Origin of the sequence: Longimicrobium terrae, assembly GCF_014202995.1 — a bacterium.
Taxonomy (GTDB): domain Bacteria; phylum Gemmatimonadota; class Gemmatimonadetes; order Longimicrobiales; family Longimicrobiaceae; genus Longimicrobium; species Longimicrobium terrae.
The window spans coordinates 56,666-73,000 of sequence record NZ_JACHIA010000025.1; the positions used below are offsets into that span (position 1 = coordinate 56,666).

The 16,335-nt window shown below is 71.5% G+C and carries 14 protein-coding genes; 8 read left to right on the forward strand and 6 right to left on the reverse strand.

What is annotated here, in order from left to right; genetic code table 11:
- Positions 1-62 precede the first annotated feature (62 nt).
- From HNQ61_RS25265 to HNQ61_RS25285, 5 genes are all read right to left on the reverse strand, one after another.
- Positions 63-629, reverse strand: a complete 567-nt coding sequence (locus HNQ61_RS25265; RefSeq protein ID WP_170038476.1) for an RBBP9/YdeN family alpha/beta hydrolase — start codon at positions 627-629, stop codon at positions 63-65.
- A 133-nt stretch (positions 630-762) separates the two neighbouring features.
- Positions 763-1,833, reverse strand: a complete 1,071-nt coding sequence (locus HNQ61_RS25270; RefSeq protein WP_170038474.1) for a 6-bladed beta-propeller — start codon at positions 1,831-1,833, stop codon at positions 763-765.
- A gap of 98 nt (positions 1,834-1,931) precedes the next feature.
- Positions 1,932-2,339, reverse strand: coding sequence for a hypothetical protein (locus tag HNQ61_RS25275; RefSeq protein ID WP_170038472.1), 408 nt, complete (start codon positions 2,337-2,339; stop codon positions 1,932-1,934).
- A gap of 56 nt (positions 2,340-2,395) precedes the next feature.
- Positions 2,396-2,611 (reverse strand): hypothetical protein, encoded by a 216-nt coding sequence (locus HNQ61_RS25280; RefSeq protein ID WP_170038470.1) that lies wholly within the window; start codon positions 2,609-2,611, stop codon positions 2,396-2,398.
- A 199-nt stretch (positions 2,612-2,810) separates the two neighbouring features.
- Positions 2,811-4,334, reverse strand: coding sequence for an APC family permease (locus HNQ61_RS25285; RefSeq protein WP_170038468.1), 1,524 nt, complete (start codon positions 4,332-4,334; stop codon positions 2,811-2,813).
- A 365-nt stretch (positions 4,335-4,699) separates the two neighbouring features.
- Here HNQ61_RS25285 and HNQ61_RS25290 point away from each other — a divergent pair, with 365 nt between their 5' ends.
- The 7 genes from HNQ61_RS25290 to HNQ61_RS25320 all read left to right on the forward strand — a co-directional run bounded on the left by HNQ61_RS25290 (position 4,700) and on the right by HNQ61_RS25320 (position 14,552).
- Positions 4,700-5,737 (forward strand): AAA family ATPase, encoded by a 1,038-nt coding sequence (locus tag HNQ61_RS25290; protein ID WP_420816138.1) that lies wholly within the window; start codon positions 4,700-4,702, stop codon positions 5,735-5,737.
- Between the two features lie 484 nt (positions 5,738-6,221).
- Positions 6,222-7,118: a DUF58 domain-containing protein gene (locus HNQ61_RS25295; RefSeq protein WP_170038466.1), complete on the forward strand. Its 897-nt coding sequence runs from the start codon at positions 6,222-6,224 to the stop codon at positions 7,116-7,118.
- A gap of 4 nt (positions 7,119-7,122) precedes the next feature.
- On the forward strand, positions 7,123-8,505 hold the full coding sequence (locus tag HNQ61_RS25300; RefSeq protein WP_170038464.1) for a BatA domain-containing protein: 1,383 nt from the start codon (positions 7,123-7,125) through the stop codon (positions 8,503-8,505).
- On the forward strand, positions 8,502-10,805 hold the full coding sequence (locus tag HNQ61_RS25305) for a hypothetical protein (RefSeq protein WP_170038462.1): 2,304 nt from the start codon (positions 8,502-8,504) through the stop codon (positions 10,803-10,805). Before HNQ61_RS25300 ends, HNQ61_RS25305 begins: the two co-directional genes overlap by 4 nt.
- The gene (locus tag HNQ61_RS25310) at positions 10,802-11,560 is read left to right on the forward strand and encodes a DUF4159 domain-containing protein (RefSeq protein WP_170038460.1); all 759 of its coding nucleotides are present in this window, start codon (positions 10,802-10,804) and stop codon (positions 11,558-11,560) included. The genes HNQ61_RS25305 and HNQ61_RS25310 overlap by 4 nt, the downstream gene beginning before the upstream one ends.
- Complete coding sequence (locus tag HNQ61_RS25315; RefSeq protein ID WP_170038458.1) at positions 11,557-13,200, forward strand: hypothetical protein; 1,644 nt, start codon at positions 11,557-11,559, stop codon at positions 13,198-13,200. The genes HNQ61_RS25310 and HNQ61_RS25315 overlap by 4 nt, the downstream gene beginning before the upstream one ends.
- A gap of 656 nt (positions 13,201-13,856) precedes the next feature.
- Complete coding sequence (locus HNQ61_RS25320; RefSeq protein WP_170038456.1) at positions 13,857-14,552, forward strand: hypothetical protein; 696 nt, start codon at positions 13,857-13,859, stop codon at positions 14,550-14,552.
- Positions 14,553-14,641: 89 nt separating this feature from the next.
- On the opposite strand, the gene HNQ61_RS29360 is transcribed toward HNQ61_RS25320, so the two are convergent.
- Positions 14,642-15,157, reverse strand: a complete 516-nt coding sequence (locus tag HNQ61_RS29360) for a hypothetical protein (RefSeq protein ID WP_170038454.1) — start codon at positions 15,155-15,157, stop codon at positions 14,642-14,644.
- A 200-nt stretch (positions 15,158-15,357) separates the two neighbouring features.
- Between HNQ61_RS29360 and HNQ61_RS25330 the strand changes: the two genes are divergently transcribed.
- Complete coding sequence (locus tag HNQ61_RS25330; protein ID WP_170038452.1) at positions 15,358-16,308, forward strand: hypothetical protein; 951 nt, start codon at positions 15,358-15,360, stop codon at positions 16,306-16,308.
- Positions 16,309-16,335 lie beyond the last annotated feature (27 nt).

A 16,335-nucleotide genomic window follows, 5' to 3' on the forward strand; every position in this document is an offset into this window, starting at 1 on the left:
TCGGTGGATGAACTGAACGGCCCCGCGGCGTCTTACGCCGCGGGGCCGTTTTCCTTTTCGATTCAGCCGGGCCGCGCAGCGGGTCCGGCGCGCAACCGCTGCAGCAGTGCATACCCGAACGGCCACTCGCCCAACCCGCTGGCACTGTTGATGTGCCCCAGCGCGCCCGCGTTCACGAACTCGCTCCCCCACGCATGGGCGTAAGCGCGCGCCTGGTCCAGCGTCACGTACTCGTCGTCCGTGCTGGCCACGACGATGGTGGGGAAGGGAAGCCGCTCCATGGGCACCGGCGCAAAGCCCGTCGGCTCCGGCGGATAGACGGGCGCCTCCGGATCGCTGGGCGCCACCAGCAGCGCGCCGCGGATGCGGGCCAGGTGCTCCGGTGCCGCAGTACGTGCCCAGTGCGCCACGAGCGCGCAGGAACTGCTGTGCGTCACCAGCACCGCCTCGCCGTCCAGCGCGGCGACGGTGGTGTCCAGCACCGCGGCCCAGTCCACGCAACGCGGCGCATCCCACTCCGCTTGATGCACGCGGCGGCATGACGGGTCCATCCGCTCCCAGTACGTCTGCCAGTGCTCCGGCCCGGAATCGCCCAGGCCGGGAAGGATCAGGGTCGCCACCTCGCTCATCCGCGTCATCCGTCCGGGGTGTGGTCGCTCTCGATCGCGTCAACCTGGCGGATGTGTGGACGGGACGCAAAACGGGCGGGACCGCCGCCGGTCCCGCCCGTTCGCCTCGTCGATGGATCCCGTGTGGATCTGTTCAGCGGCGCCGCAGGCGCTGGATGCGGATGTGTCCCACGCCGTCCTCGTCGTAAAGTTGGCCCAGCACCCAGTCCGGGCCGATCTGGTGCACCGTGAACCGCGGCGGGCCTTCCGCCCGGGCGATCCACTTTCCGCCTGCGTCGAACACGGACCAGCGGCTGCCGCGCGCCTTATCCGCGGTCCGCCGCGCGTCCTGCACCCAGAGCCGTCCCTCACTGTCGGAGAGTACAGCGCCGGTGGGCGGAATGGCTCGCGGAAACGGCGCCGTCTCCAGCTCCCGCGCTGCTTCCGCGCCCCGGGCCCCCGCAGCGTTCGCGACCAGCCGCGTATATGCTTCCCGCTCTTCACGCGTCACCGGCAGCTCCGCCGCGGCGCGCTGGACGACGAGGTCAGGTCGCCCGTCTGGCGTGTATCCATCCACCCGGTACGCGTCCCCCGTCGCGACGAAGAACCGGTTGCCGGAGACGGTCGCGTATGTCCATCGGCCGAACGGCGCGGACATCGTGCGAAAGGTACGCTTGTCGGGCGAGGGAGATTCGTACTGCTCCATCCCCGGAAAGCGCCCGACGGTATCAAGCACCTGGCCTGAGGCGGCGACGCGCACGTACATCACCGTATCCCGCCATGGACGGCCGCGCGCCACCGGAGCCTTGCCGGTGAGCGGCGGCACGGAGACGAGCATCGAGCCATCCGCGAAACGTCCGTGGATGGACGGAAGAAAGCCCGCCAGCGAAACCGTCGCTTCCCGCCGCAGCTGGCCATCCGCGGAAAAGACGGAGAGCCGCCCGAGCAGCGGGTCCCACGCCAGGATGGAGTCCGCCGTCATCCCCACCCAGCCCACGTACTGGAACTCGCCCGGACCCTGCCCGGCGCGGCCGATCGTCCGCACGAGCTTTCCGTCCGCCGAGAAGATCGAAACCCGGTTGGCGCGCGCATCGCCGACCACGACCGTGTTGCCGGACCGCGTGGCGGACGTCACCTGCACGAACGGATCGGCGCCCGCGTCCATCTCCACCGCGGGTTCACCCGCGAAGCTCCACACGGCGGCGGGCGCGTCCTTTTCAGCCAAGCCTGCATCATCGCCCTTCCGCTGCCCGCAGCCGGCGAGAAGAAGAAGGGCGCTGAGGAGAACGAATGAGCTACCTGCGCCGCGCTGACGCAATTCCATCACGGATGATCAGAGTTTGCGGCGTCGCGCGCGGCCCGCTCATCGGCCATGTACTGCAGCAGGATGCGCTGCATGTCCGCCGTCGTCCCCGGACTCGTCTGGAGTTCACGCAGCGCGCGCTCTGCCGCGGGCGAGGGAGTCGTTGCCGATCCCGTCAACACAGGAGGGCGCGGATTGGCGAGCGCGACCGCGAGCAGTTGGCGGTAGGTACTCCGAACTTTCGGATCCACCGGACGCCCGCCCGACTGCAACAGCAGCAGCCGTTCAAGCATCTCCTCATCCCCAGCGGACAGGGTTACCGCCGGAACTGGTGAGGCAGCGGGCTGCAGCGTGCGTGCGGGCTCACAGCCGGCCATCAGCAGAAGGGCAAGCGGGGCCGCGCGGCACATCATGGACAAGTGGATCATTGAGAGTTCTCCCGGTAGTCGATCGCCAGCGGAGCCAGGGCGCGCTCCGGAAGCATTCAAGGATGGACGATTTCCGTTTCCTCGGGAGGGCACGGAATCGTGTGGCTCATGCAGGAGATCTCCTTCGTCTCCGGATTCTGAACGCATACCGTCTTCCAGCAGGTGACTGTCATCTGCTGTGCGGAGGACGGAGCGCCGAACACCGCGATCATCCCCAGCACCAGCGGCGCCGCCGTGGCAAAGGTGAGAATCGCCTTGCGGATGGGTGTCATCATTGTGCCTCACAATCAAGATTGTGCACGTGTCGCATCCGTCCATTCTGAATGCGTTCACAAGAATAGAGGCGGATAGAGATAGTGCGCAAGGGGACAAACCATAATTCGGGGATGAGGATCATCGTCCCCGGAAAGAAAAAGGCGGCGGTCCGGAGAGGACCGCCGCCTTGGCGTCATCGTGCGTGCGGAAACGGCATCAGTGCGCCGGGCCGTCCAGCGGCGGAATCTCGTCGCCGCGGTCGCCGTGCTGCAGCGTGCTATGGCGGATTCCGTACAGGAAGTAGACGGCCAGACCCAGCGCCAGCCAGATCGCGAACCGCTCCCACGCGTGCGGCGGCAGCCCCGACATCACGTAGATGCAGGCGCCCGCGCCCAGGAGGGTCACCGGCCAGACGAACGGCACGCGGAACGGGCGGTGGCGGTGCGGGTCGATGATGCGCAGCACCAGCACGCCGATGCACACGATGGCGAACGCCGACAGCGTGCCGATGTTGGTGAGGTCGTAGATCTCGTTCTCATCCGCGAACAGCGCGCCCACGGCCACCGCGGCGCCCGTCAGCAGCGTGGTGATGTAGGGAACGCGCGCCTTGCCGCTCACCTTGGCCGCCCAGCGGGGAAGCAGACCGTCGCGGGCCATCGCGTAGAAAATGCGCGGCTGGCCGTACTGAAAGACCAGGAGCACTGCCGTGAGCGAAACCACCGCGCCGGCCGAAACGATCCATCCCGCCGTGTGCAGCCCCGCCACATCCAGCGCCTTGGCCAGCGGGTCGGCGCCCCGGAGCTGCTCGTACGGCACCAGCCCGGTGGCCACCAGGCCCACGATCACGTAGATGACGGTGCAGATGGCCAAGCCGCCCAGAATGCCGATGGGCAGGTTGCGCTGCGGGTCCTTGGTTTCCTCGGCCGCGGTGCTGATGGCGTCAAAGCCGATGTACGCAAAGAAGACGATGGCCGCGCCCTGGTGAATGCCGCGCCATCCATTGGGCGCAAAGGGCGTGAAGTTGTTCATGTCCACGTGCATGGAGCCCACGACCACGAACAGCAGCAGCACCAGCAGCTTGATGACCACCATGATGTTGTTGGCCCGCGCGCTTTCGCGCACGCCCCGCATGAGCAGCCAGGTGACCGCGGCCACGATGGCGAACGCCGGCAGGTTCAGCAGCACCGGCATGCCCAGAAAGCGCGGCGCGGACTGCATCAGCGCCTGCACCTCGGGGTCCGAGCTCTTCATCACCGCGCGGTAGCCGTGCGTGAGGTAGTCCGGAAGGTGAATGCCGAAGCCGCTGAGCAGCGAGTTGAAGTACCCGCTCCACGCCACCGCCACGGCCACGTTGCCCACGGCGTATTCCAGGATCAGGTCCCAGCCGATGATCCACGCCACCAGCTCCCCCAGCGTGGCGTACGAATACGCGTACGCGCTGCCTGCCTGGGGAATCATGGACGCCAGTTCGGCGTAGCAGAGCGCGGCCAGCCCGCAGACGGCGCCCAGCAGAATGAACGAGATCACCAGCGCGGGTCCGGCGCCGTAGCGCACCACCACGCCGTTGGGAAGGATTTCGCCCGCGGCGGCCGTGCCGATGGACGAAAAGATCCCCGCGCCGATCACCGCGCCGATGGCGAGCATGATCAGGTCGCCGGCACCCAGTTCGCGCTTGAGCGCATTGGGATTGCCCGACTCGTCGATCAGCTCCGCGATGGGCTTTCTTCGGAACAGTTGCATGTTGGCAGGTGGGGTTTCAGGACGAAGCGGCACGGCTCCGAACGGGCGTCGGGAACGGTGCCGCACGGACCCGAACCGGCGCGGAGCGCGCCGGCCATGCAGGTGATGGGGCTCGGGCAGGCGCGACAAAGTGCAGGGCGCGGCGGCTTCCGTCAATGCGGCGCGATGCGGACGTCCGTTCGGGCGACGCGTGAGCGGTCCCGCACCAACGAAATCCCCGCCTTCCGCATCCTATCCCCCGTACGCGCCACGCACGGCGGGCACTGCCCCGCCGCGGGGCGCGCCCCTACTTTCCCGCTGGCGCCCCGCGCCGCTAGTTTGGGTGTGCTAGACAATTAGCACTCCACGCGGCGGGACGTCCGCTCATCCCGACTCCCATCCCCAACGGTCCGGAGGTTCCCCTGGTCACAGCCGAACAGGAAGTCCACACGCTGCTTTCCGACGCCGCGCGGCTGCGCGAGCAGGTGCGCCGCCGCATCGTGGGCCAGGGAGCGGTGCTGGACGAGGTGCTGATGTGCCTGCTGGCGGGCGGCCACGCGCTGCTGGTGGGCGTGCCGGGTCTGGCCAAGACGCTGCTGGTAAAGACGCTCAGCGAGGCGATGGAGCTGGACTTTCGCCGCGTGCAGTTCACCCCGGACCTCATGCCGGGCGACATCACCGGCACGGAAGTCATCGAGGAAGACCGCGCCACGGGGCGGCGGGCGGCGCGCTTCATCCGCGGGCCCATCTTTACGCAGGTGCTGCTGGCGGACGAAATCAACCGCACCCCGCCCAAGACGCAGGCCGCGCTGCTGGAGGCCATGCAGGAGGGTCGCGTGACCGCCGGCGGCGAAGACATGCCGCTGCCGCGCCCCTTTTTCGTGCTGGCCACGCAGAACCCGGTGGAGCAGGAGGGAACGTATCCGCTTCCCGAGGCACAGCTGGACCGCTTCATGTTCGACATCCGCCTGGACTATCCCTCGGCGGAGGAAGAAGTGGAGATCCTGCGCGCCACCACGGGCGTGGCGGATGCGCCGGTGCAGCGGGTGCTGGACGCGGAGCGCATCATGACGCTGCAGCGGTGGACGCGCGAGGTGCCGGTGGCGGACAACGTGTTCCGCTACGCCGCCTCCCTCGTCCGCGCCACGCGCCCCACCGGCCCGGATGCGCACGAGGACGTCAAGCGATGGATTCGCTGGGGCGCCGGGCCGCGCGCGGGGCAGGCGCTGATCCTGGGCGCCAAGGCCAACGCGCTGCTCAGCGGCCGCTTTCACGTGACGCCCGACGACATCCGCCGCGTGGCGGCTCCCGTGCTGCGCCACCGCGTGCTGGTGAACTTTCACGCCGAGGCGGAGGGCGTGACGCCGGACCAGGTGATCGCGCGGCTGATGGAGAGTGTGGCGCCGCCGCGGAGCGGGCTGTGAAAGGGAAGTGCGTGAGTGCTGGGTGCGTGAGTGCGTCAGTGCGCGTGCGGGCGGCGGAGATCACGGCGGCCCCCACCCGGGCTCGTACTACTCGCCCACCCTCCCCCAAAAAAGACTGGGGGAGGGTTGGGGCGCGCGCGAGAGTGTGGAGCGCGTACCCGGTGCTCCCTTCCCCCCAGGGTTTTTTGGGGGGAAGGGCTGGGGATGGGGGGCCTGCCCGCCGCCACACCGCACTCCGCCGCCCGCACGGCACTGAAGTGTGCCCCCTCTCCCACATCCGTTCGTGGGAGAGGGTCGTCGCGCGCAGCGCGCGGGGTGAGGGCCACAGCCCGCGGCCGCACGCCATCCCGCTGATCGAACGTTCGACAGCCCTCACTGGCCGTTCCTCAGCTGTCGATGGACGTTCATCAACCGCCACGCGCGTTCCATCCACGATCGGCCGTCCTCCGTCGTCGACCACACGCCTTCCGTCACGCGCGCGCCGATGAACACCGCCGCGCAGTTTCTTCCCCCGCAGCTGCTGGAGCGCCTGGGCGGGCTGGACCTGATCGCCCGCACCGTCGTGCGCGGCTTTCAGTCCGGCGTGCACCGCTCGCCCCAGCGCGGCGTGGGCGAAGACTTCGCCAAGCACCGCGACTACCAGCAGGGCGACGACGTCCGCTACCTGGACTGGAAGCTGTACGCCCGCACGGACCGCCTGTACGTCCGCGAGTTCGAGGAGCGCAGCAACCTGCAGTGCTTCCTTGTCGTCGATGAATCCGCGTCCATGGACTACGCGGAGCCGGGCGGCGTGTCCAAGCACCGCTACGCCGCCTACGTGGCCGCCGCGCTCGCGCACATCATGCTGGGCCACGGCGACGCGGTGGGATTGGCCACGTTCGGCGTGGAGCCGCGGCTGCTTCTCGCCCCCCGTTCCCGCCGCGGCCACCTGCACGACCTGCTGATGCAACTGGAGCGGATGAAGCCGTCCGGCTCCGGCTCCGCCGCGCCCGTGCTCGACCGCGTGGGCGGCGCGCTGCAGCGTCGCGGGCGCATCGTCCTCATCACCGATCTGCTGGAGGAGGATGGCGGAGACGCCGTGTCCACCGCGCTCGGCCGGCTGCGCGCGCGCGGGGACGAGGTCGTGGTGATGCGCGTCCTGACCCCCGCCGAGTCGGGGGAGCGCGCGCCGGGCGCGGGGCTGTTCTACGATCCGGAAAAGCCCGGCGCCGAACTCCCGGCCACACCGGACGCGGACGCCGGGTACCGCCGCCGCGTGGGCGCCTACTACGACGCGCTGGCGGACCGTCTGCGCGAGCGCGCGGTGGAGTACGTGCCGCTCACCACCGCGCAGCCGGTGGAAGAGGCGCTGGTGGCGTGGGCCAACGCGCGGCGGGGGTGACGGCGTGCTGACTCTCGCGGCTCCCGGATTCCTTCTCGCCGGCCTGCTGGCCACGCTGGTGCCGCTCGCGCTGCACCTTATCCGCCGCCGTCCGCCCATGCGCGCCGCGCTGCCGACCGCGCGCTTTCTGTCGGAAGACCCGCGCAACGCCATCCGCGTCAGCCGCCCGACGGACGTTCCGCTCCTCCTGCTGCGCATGCTCCTCCTCGCGCTGCTGGGCGCGGCGCTGGCCCGGCCGTCGTGGATTCCGGCGCGCGAGGGGACGGCGAACGTCGTTCTGCTGGACCGCGGCGCCGCGTCCGCCGCGGAGTGGCCGCGCGCGGTGGCGACGGCGCGTCAGGCCGTCATCGGCCCCGACGGTGAGCCCGTCGGCGAACTGCTGCTGTTCGACACGGCCGCAGTGCACGTGCCACGCGCTGAACTGACGATGGCGTATTTCGCGAAGCTGGCGAGCGACGGGCCGGGGCGGGGACGCTCCGAACTGGCCGCCGGCCTGCGCGCCGTCCCGCTCGCCGCGCGCGACCTGCGCGGCGCGGACTCCGTCGCGGTTCGGGTGATTTCCGCCTTTCCGCAGAGCGGATGGTCCGCCGGCCTCGCTCCGCTGCGCCGCGCCGCGTGGCCGGGCTCGCTGGAACTGGTGCCCCTGCGGATGGGGATGGACAGCGCTTCTTCCGACACAGCCGGGACGCCCCGCTCCGCCGCCGTCATCGCCACCGAGGGCGGACGATACGCCGCGGCCGCGCTCGGTGCGCTGGGATACGCGGCGCGGACCATCGCTCCCGCGGCATCCGCATCCATTCCCGAAGACGTCATCATCGTGCTGGATGGATCGCCGGCCGGGCTGATGGATCGCGCGCGCGCCGGAGCGACCGTCGTCTTTGCCGCGGGCGCGGTGGATGGGAATCGCGATCTGCCGTGGACGGGCTCAGCGGCCTCCGCGTCCGGCGGCGGAACGATGTGGTTCGGCCCGGAACTGCGGATCGGCGGCGCGGCTGGACGTGCGGGTGGCGCGCCTGCATCGGACGCGCACGTCGTGGCGGCTTGGGATGATGGACGGCCCGCGGCCGCCGCGCGGAAAATCGGACGCGGTTGCGTGGTCGTGGCGGGAACCGCGCTGGAGGGCGGGGAACTGCCGTTTCAGGCGGAGTACCCCGCCATGCTCGGCCGCCTCGCGCGCGGCTGCGAGGACGCCGCGGCGACGGCGGAGCGGCCGCTGGATTCGGGCGCTCTCTCGCTGCTGCGCGGAACCGGGGCGCGGACTATCGCCGCCAACCGCCTGGGCGCCGCGGGCGGGGGATTCGCCTTCGGCCGCTGGCTGCTGGCGGCCGCCATCCTGGCCGCGCTGCTGGAAACGCTGCTCGCCTATCGCCGCAGGACCGCCGCATGAGCACGCTCGCCCACGCTCCGCCATCCACTTCCCGCCCGCTGCGCGCACCCGCGGACCGGCTGATCGACGGCGTCCGCTCCGCGTGGCGGCGATCGGTGCTGCTCCGCGCGCTCGTCATCGGCCCGGCGCTCTTCGCGTCCGTGGCCGTCGCGCTGGTGCTGGTCGACCTGCTCATCCCCATGCGCGCCGTGCTGCGCGAGACGCTGCGCTGGCTGCCGCCGCTGCTGGGGCTGGGCGTCGTGGGATACGCGATCTACCGCGTTCTGAATCCGCCAACTCCGCGCACGTTCGCCCTGCTGGCCGAGGAACGCATTCCCGCGCTGGACAACCGCCTGCTGACCGCGTTCGACATGGCGGAAACGGTGCCGGACGGCATCGTGGGCCGCGCGTTCGTGGCGGATGCGGAGCGCCGGCTGCAGGCGGCCGGACCGCGGGGCGTCGCGCCGCTGAATGTCCGTGTGCCGGTGATTGTCCTCGCCGCGTCGCTGGCCGTCGCCGCGCTCTTTGCCCTCTCCTTTCCCGGCGCCGCGCGGGAAGCGCTGGGCCGGTGGATGCACCCGGCGGATGCCTACGCCAGCAAGTGGCGCGAGGTCCGCGGCACGACGCTGCCCAACGTGCCGCCCGCGCCCATGCCGATGTTTGACGAGTTCCGCTGGCGCGTGCAGCCGCCCGCGTACGCCGGACTCCCCGTGCAGGAAGGCCGCGGCGACGAGCCGGTGAGCGCGCTTCCCGGCAGCCGCGTGCGCCTGCGCAGCCGCTTTCCGGACCGCTGGGACGCCGTGCGCGCCGCGGCCATCGGCGGCGCACCCGTCGCCGTCCGCCGCGAGGGCGAGGAGTGGGTGGTCGACTACACCATGCCCGCCGACGCCAAGGGACTCACGCTGGAGGCGGTGGCGGGAGATGAAACGGTGGACCGCCGCGTGGTGCCGCTGATCCCCCTCGCGGACCAGGCGCCGGACGTCCAGTTGACGACGCCGGACGCCGATCTCGTCTTGGCCCAGCCGAGCGGCCGCCTCACGGTTCGCGCCGGCGCGGGTGACGATTACGGGGTCGGCGCCTTGTGGCTGCACTGGACGCGCAGCCGGGGAAGCGGTGAATCGTACGAGTTCACCGAGGGCGACTGGCAGTTCACGCGCGTGGCGCGAAATGGAAAGACCGCGTCCGGCGAGTTTTCCATCGACCTCGCCACGATGGGCTTGCAGGCGGGTGACGTCATGCACATCCGCGCCACGGCCCGCGACCGCAACGACGTTACCGGCCCGGGGGAAAGCGTGTCGCGCACGCGCATTGTCCGCATCGCCCGGCCGGACGAGTTCGACCAGGTGAACACGGAACTGGGGCTCCCCTCGGAACTGCCCAAGGATCCCGTTCTCAGCCAGCGGATGATCATTCTCATGACCGAGCGCCTGGTACGCGACGCTCCCCGCCTGGCCCGCGCGGAACTGCAGTCGCGCAGCAACGACATCGCGGCCGAGCAGGGCCGGCTGCGCGAAGTGGTGGGCGAGCAGATCTACGTGCGCGGGTCCAGCGGTGCCGTCCAGGGACAGGACGTGGACTTCGGCTACCTGGAGTCCGGCGGCGGCGCGGGTCACACGGAAGGCGCCGCGCACGGCTCAGAACCCGCCGCCCCCGAGCGCACGCCGGAAGCCACGCTTGAGGCGGCTTCCGAGGCGACGGGGCAGGGCACCATCGACGAGGTGAGCCACAAGCACGACGAGGGCGACCTGCTGGACGTGAACCGCGACCTGCTCACCCTCCACAATCTGATGTGGAGCGCGGAGGGGCAGCTCAAGCTCATCAGGCCCGACTCGTCGCTGCCGCACCAGTACGAGGCGCTGCGGATGATTCAGGCCATGCAGCGCGCGGAACGCGTGTTCCCGCGCGGCAACGTCGCGGTGGACCCCATCAACGTGGCCGAGGCGCGCGGGCAGGGAAAGATGGACGACGTGGGCCCCGTGGCGCGCAGCCGCGGGACGGCGCTGGCCAGCATGGGGCCGCTGTTGGCGGAACTGGACCGGGTGGCGGCGGGATTGGGACGCCGTGCGCCGCGCCAGTCCGCGCTGGAAGTATCGTCGCTGGCGGCGCGGGCGCTGGAAGCCGGCGCGGACCGCCAGGCCGCCGCGCTGATCTCGCAGGCCTCCGGCGAGGCGGGCGCGGGGCGCGCGGACCGTGCGCGCGATCTGCTGCGCCGCGCGCGCGGACGGCTCGCGCCCTCCGCCGGGGCGGGCGCACGGCCGCTGCCGTCGACGGCGGATCCGGCTGCCGCGGAGTACTTCCGGCGCATCGGGAGGGGCGGATGAAACACGTCCTTTTCCGCCGCGGGGCGCTGGTGCTGATCGCGCTCGCCACCGCCGCGCCGAACGTCCGCTCCGCGCCGGCCGTGGCCGTGGCGCGCGGGCCGGCGCCGCTGCCGGTGCAGGCCGCGCCCACCCGCGGGCCGGAGGCGTTCACCTTTGCCACGGCGAAGTACGAAAGCGGCAACTGGGACTCGGCGCCGCTCGTGCCCACGAACATCCTCCACTCCGTGGCGCAGTACACGTCCATTCCCGTTGCGTCACAGGGCGTGCTGGTGGACCTGAGCAGCCCGGAGATCTTCCGCTTTCCGTACCTGTTCCTTACCGGCCACCTGCCGCTGCGCTTCAACCCGCAGGAAAGCGCCAACCTCAAGGCGTACGTGGAGCGGGGCGGGCTGCTGCACGTGGAAGACCACAGTCATGACATCGATGGCGGCTTTCACAAGACCGCCGTCGCCGAACTGCGCCGCATCTTTGGGGCGAACTCGCTGCGCAACATCCCCAACAATCACGAACTCTACCGCGCCTTTTTTCTCTTTCCGGAAGGTCCGCCCACCACCAGCCACGAACTGAACGGCTGGGGTGACGGGCTGGTGCACGAGAACCTGATGGGGGTGGAAGTCAACGGGCGCCTGGGCGTGCTGTACAGCAACAAGGACTACGCCTCGGAGTGGAACTTCCACGCGCGCAACAAGCGCTTCCAATCCGTGGATAACACCCGTTTCGGCGTGAACATCGTCGTGTACGCGCTTACCCGATGAAGGCCGCCGCCGCGCTCCGCGCGATCGTGCTCGTCCTTCTTGTCGCCGCGCTGGCGCTTCCCGTATGGCGCACGCGCACCGGCGCGCTCGCCCCCGCCTGGCTGGCGGACGCGCGGACGCTGGAGGCGCGGAGCGATTCCCTTCTCGTCGGGCGTGCGCCTCCCGCCATCGCACGTGCGTCCACGGAGGCGCCGACCGCGCGGGAACTGGAACTGCTGGCCGCCGCTTCCCGCCGCGCGCCGCTCTATGCCGCGCTGCCGCGCAATGCCGCGACCGTGCAGGCGCAGCCGCCCGCGCGCGCCCTCTCCGGCCGTGCGGCCGCTGTCGGCTTTCGTGTGCACGGTGCGCCGGGGGACAGCGTGCGCGTTCGGGTGGCGGACGAGACCGGCGTGCTGGACAGCGTCGCCGTGCGCCTGGATCCGTCCGGCGCAGCGAGCGGTGCGTTCCGCGTGCGTCCGCCGCGCGCGGGGTGGCGGGAATGGACGGTGGATGCGGGCGGACAGACGGTGCGCACCGGGGCATGGGTGGATTCCGCCGAGCCGCCTCGCGTGCTGGTCCGCGCGGGATTTCCGCACTGGGAATCCAAGTTCGTCGTTCGCGCGCTGGAGGAGTCGGGCGCGGTGGTGGAGACGGCGTTCGATCTGGGCCGCGGGCAGTCCGTGGCGGCTGGGGGAGGGACCGCGACGCCGGAACGGCTCGCCCGCGTGGACGCCGCAGTCGTGCTGGACGCCACGCCGGTCGGCGAGGGCGAGCGGCGCGTGATGGCGGATTGGGCGGCGTCGCGGGGCGGCGGCGTTCTTTTAGTCGGCGGGCAGGGCGGGGCGCGGGCGTTCGGCGTGGCGGCCGACGCGGGGCAGGCGCGCGCGGTGGACGGGCCCGCGGTGGCGTGGACGCTGCCGCCGGAACTCGCCGCGCTCCCCGCGGATCGCGTGCGCTCCGCGGCAACGGTGTACGGCGCGGTGCGGCCTGGCACTGCCGTGGGCGCGACGGCGGGAGGCGGCGCCGTGCTCGCGCTGCGGCCGCTGGGGCGGGGACGCGCGGCGGCGCTGGGGCTGACGGAAACGTGGCGCTGGCGGATGGAGGCGGGGCGTATCGTGGAGCACCGGGAGTTCTGGCGCGCGCTGGTGGACTGGCTCGCCTCCGCGCCGCGCGACCCGCTCACGATCCAACTCCCGGAGCCGGTCGCGCCGGCCGGCGCGCGGCGGGAACTGATCGTCTACGCCGCGCCGGACGCCGCGGCGGAGGTGCCCGCTCTCATCGTCCGCTCGCCCGGTCGTGGGACGGACACGCTGGCGCTCGCGGCGGACCCGGCGCGCGCGGGCGTGCTGCGCGCCGCCTTCGTCCCCGCGGACACGGGACTGTACACCGTCGCCTTTGCGGGCCGCGGCACGAGCGCGGCCTTTCGCGCCACCGCCGGCACTGGCGCGGCGGAGGATGGATGGGCGCGCCTAGCGATGATCGCGGGGGCGTCTGGCGGGCGGCTGCTGCCGGCGGATTCGTTGCGCGGTGCGATGCAGCGGCTCACCCCCGCAGGCGCGTCGGACGGATCGCGGCTGCCACTGGCGGCGCTGCTCTTTGGCGCCGTGCTGCTCGCCGCGGCGGCGGAGTGGGCGATTCGCCGGCTGCGCGGCGCGGCGTAGGTCGGTGGTGGGACAGGTAGCTGGAAAGGATGGATTGAGCTGCGGCGCGTGCGTCAGGGCGGCCCCCACCCGGGCTCGTACTACTCGCCCACCCTCCCCCAAAAAAGACTGGGGGAGGGTTGTTCGCGACGGAAAGTGCGGCGTGCTTGGCGGAGATTGGCGCCGGAGCGGGTTCTGTTGAGCGAATAAATCCGCCGCTCGAACAGCGGGAACCCCCGACTCGTGGCCGCTGACGCGCCCACGATCGGGGCTTCAACTGCCGATGCCGCGCGTGTCGCGCCGAACTTTCAGCCGCGCCGAACGGCTCCCCCTCCCCCGCTTGCGGGGCGAGGGGGCTGGGGGGAGGGGGGAGCCCGCCGCCGCGCCGAACTCCGCCACCCGCACGGCCCTGGTGTGTGCTCCCTCTCCCACATCCGTTCGTGGGAGAGGGTCGTCGCGCGGAGCGCGCGGGGTGAGGGCCACCGCCGGCCGCCTGCACTCGACCCGTCTTTCGCACCGAGAATCTGACGCCACCGTACGTTATCCGCCTCCGCCCGCCCTCCGCTCGATGCGCGGGGTCTGTCCATCATCCGCTGCTACCGCATCAGACACTTGTCTTCCATCAAGGATGATGGAAGATTATCATCATCGCGATCCCCACAGCCGCACCCCGTTCCGTGCCCATAATCAACCGCATCCCGCGGATCGCCGCGCTTGTCCTTATCCCGCTTCTGAGCGCACGGGCCGCGCGCGCGCAGGAAGCACTGCCGCGCGTGCTGCCGTGGGGAATCACGGGCGCCGAGGCCTCCACGCAACTGCAGGCGGGCGGCGAAATGCGCATCGCCACCACGCGCGCCGGACGGGAGGTGTACGCGATTTCCACGAAGACGCCGCTGCAGGCCGTCGCCATTCTGTCGCGCGACACGCTGGTGGGGCTGCTGTACTTTCACGCGGAAAACGGCATCGCCACGGCGCGCGATCTGTTCGCGCAGGCGCTCACTACGGCAGAGCGCGTGCATGGTCCGCCGTACTGCCGCCGCCCTGACCACGCCGTGTGGGCCCTGGACAGCACCGTGCTGGAGGTCCGTCTGCGACGGCCACAGGGCGATGGGGCGCGCGGCGCGGAAATCCGCTACACCGGCCCGGGCTACGAGGCGGAGATGGCGCGCCGTGCGGCAGCGACCGCGGCGGCCGCCGCCGCGGCTCCGCGTCCCCGGCCGCGCTCCGTCACGGGTGGCCGGCGCCTGCTGGGCGTCGCGGCGGATTCCGTCGCGCCGGACACCATCGCCGCGCCCCCGCCTCCGCAGGTGGAAGCCGCGCCCGCACCCACGCCGCTGGATCCGGTGGCCGCCGCCCGCGCGCTCTGCACCTGATCGCAAAAATGTTCTGATGACAAACGGGGCTGCATCCGATGTGGATGCAGCCCCGTTCCCGTCATCGGCCGAAAAACACCAGTCGTGGATCAGCGGCCGTTGCTGTCGTTGAACGTGCCGCCGGTCGCGGTTCCGCCGCCCGCGTTGCCGCCGGTTCCCGCGTCCAGCCCCAGCTGCCGGGGAAAGACGTCCGGGTCGCCCAGCCCGCTCGTGCCGCCGCCGCCGATGTCGTTGGAGGCCAGGCCGGCGTCACCGTCCGGGCCGTCCTGCAGCCCGCTTCCCGCGTTGCCGTCCGTCTCCGACGCGCCCGCGTGGCCCGCTGCACCCTGCGTGTGGCGGTGGTGCGTGGCACCCGCGTCGCCGTGCCCCGGCGCGTCCAGCTCGCCCGCGGCGTCCGCGTTGTTGGGATGATCGGCACCGTCGTCGGCGGGTGCGCCGCCCAGGTCGCGCCCGCCGGCCCCCCCGCCGTATCCGCCCAGATCACCGCCACCCGCGCCCGAGGCGCTGCCGCCCAGGTCGCCGCCGCCCTGCGGAGCCGCGCCGCCGCGTCCGCCTCCGAAGCCCTGCCCTTCGTCGCCGCCGATCTGATCGCGTTCCTGCTGCATCGTCATCCTCCGGTGATGGGTTCAGGCGGCGCGGGCTACGCAAGTTGTTCGCCCGCGGGGACGCGCTCTTCGTCATCTGGAGACGGGGTGATCGCGCGACGGGCGGTTCGCCGTCCGACGGCGGCGGGAACCGATTCCCACTCGCCCCGCCGCCTCCATCCGCCCATATTGCCGCGCCTGTCCCCCAGCCTGGAGTCGGCGTGAAGATCACCGCGTTCGTCAGCAACGAAGACTGTTCCCTTCACGACACCGGGTGGAATCACCCGGACCATCAGGGGCGCCTTCCCGCCATCGTGCGCGCGGTGCAGCGCGACATGGTGGCGCTCTGGGACCCCGTGCTGCAGCTGGAAGGCACACCGGCGACTGAAAACGATCTGCTGCTCGTCCACACGCCCGCGTACCTGGAGCGCCTTCGGAGAACGAGTGACGAGGCGCGCGCGCAGGGCCGCACGCTGGAACTGGACGGCGTTCCCGTCTCAGGCGCCTCGTGGGACGCAGCGACGGCTGCCGCCGGATGCGCGCTCACCGCCGTGCACGCGGTGCTGCAAGGCGAGGTGCGGAATGCGTTTGCGCTCACCCGTCCGCTGGGGCGCGGCGCGGGCGCGGACGCCGCGGGCGAGTTTTCGCTCATCAACCACGTCGCCATCGCCGCGCGGCACCTGCGGGGGCTTTACGGGATAGAACGCGTGCTGGTCGTGGCGTGGGGCGCGCGTCCGCCGGTGGCGCTTGCCCGACTGCTGGCGGAGGAGGATGGGATTCAGCTCCTTTCCATCCACGCACATCCGCGATCATTCCCCCATCCGGATCCCGCCGCGGATGATCATCCCCTGATCGGCGGAGCGGCGCTGGCGCCCGGCAGCGATGGCGATGCGTTCGCCGCCGCGCTCCGCGCCGCGCTGGCGGACGCCGATAAGCCGGTCGATTTCGTCCTGCTCGCGGCGGGATTCGACATCCTGGCTGCGGACGCGCAGGGCCCGCTCGCCGTTCAGGCGGACGACATCCACGCCATCACGACGGTGGTGCGCGAGTGGGCGGATCAACACGCCGCCGGCCGCCTCGTCTCCACCCTGGAAGGCGGATACGCCGCGCCCGAGACGGCGCGTGCCGTCATCCAGCATATCCACGCGCTGGCCGCCATCGACCCCGCCTGACCGCGCAACTCCACGAAGCCGCCACCG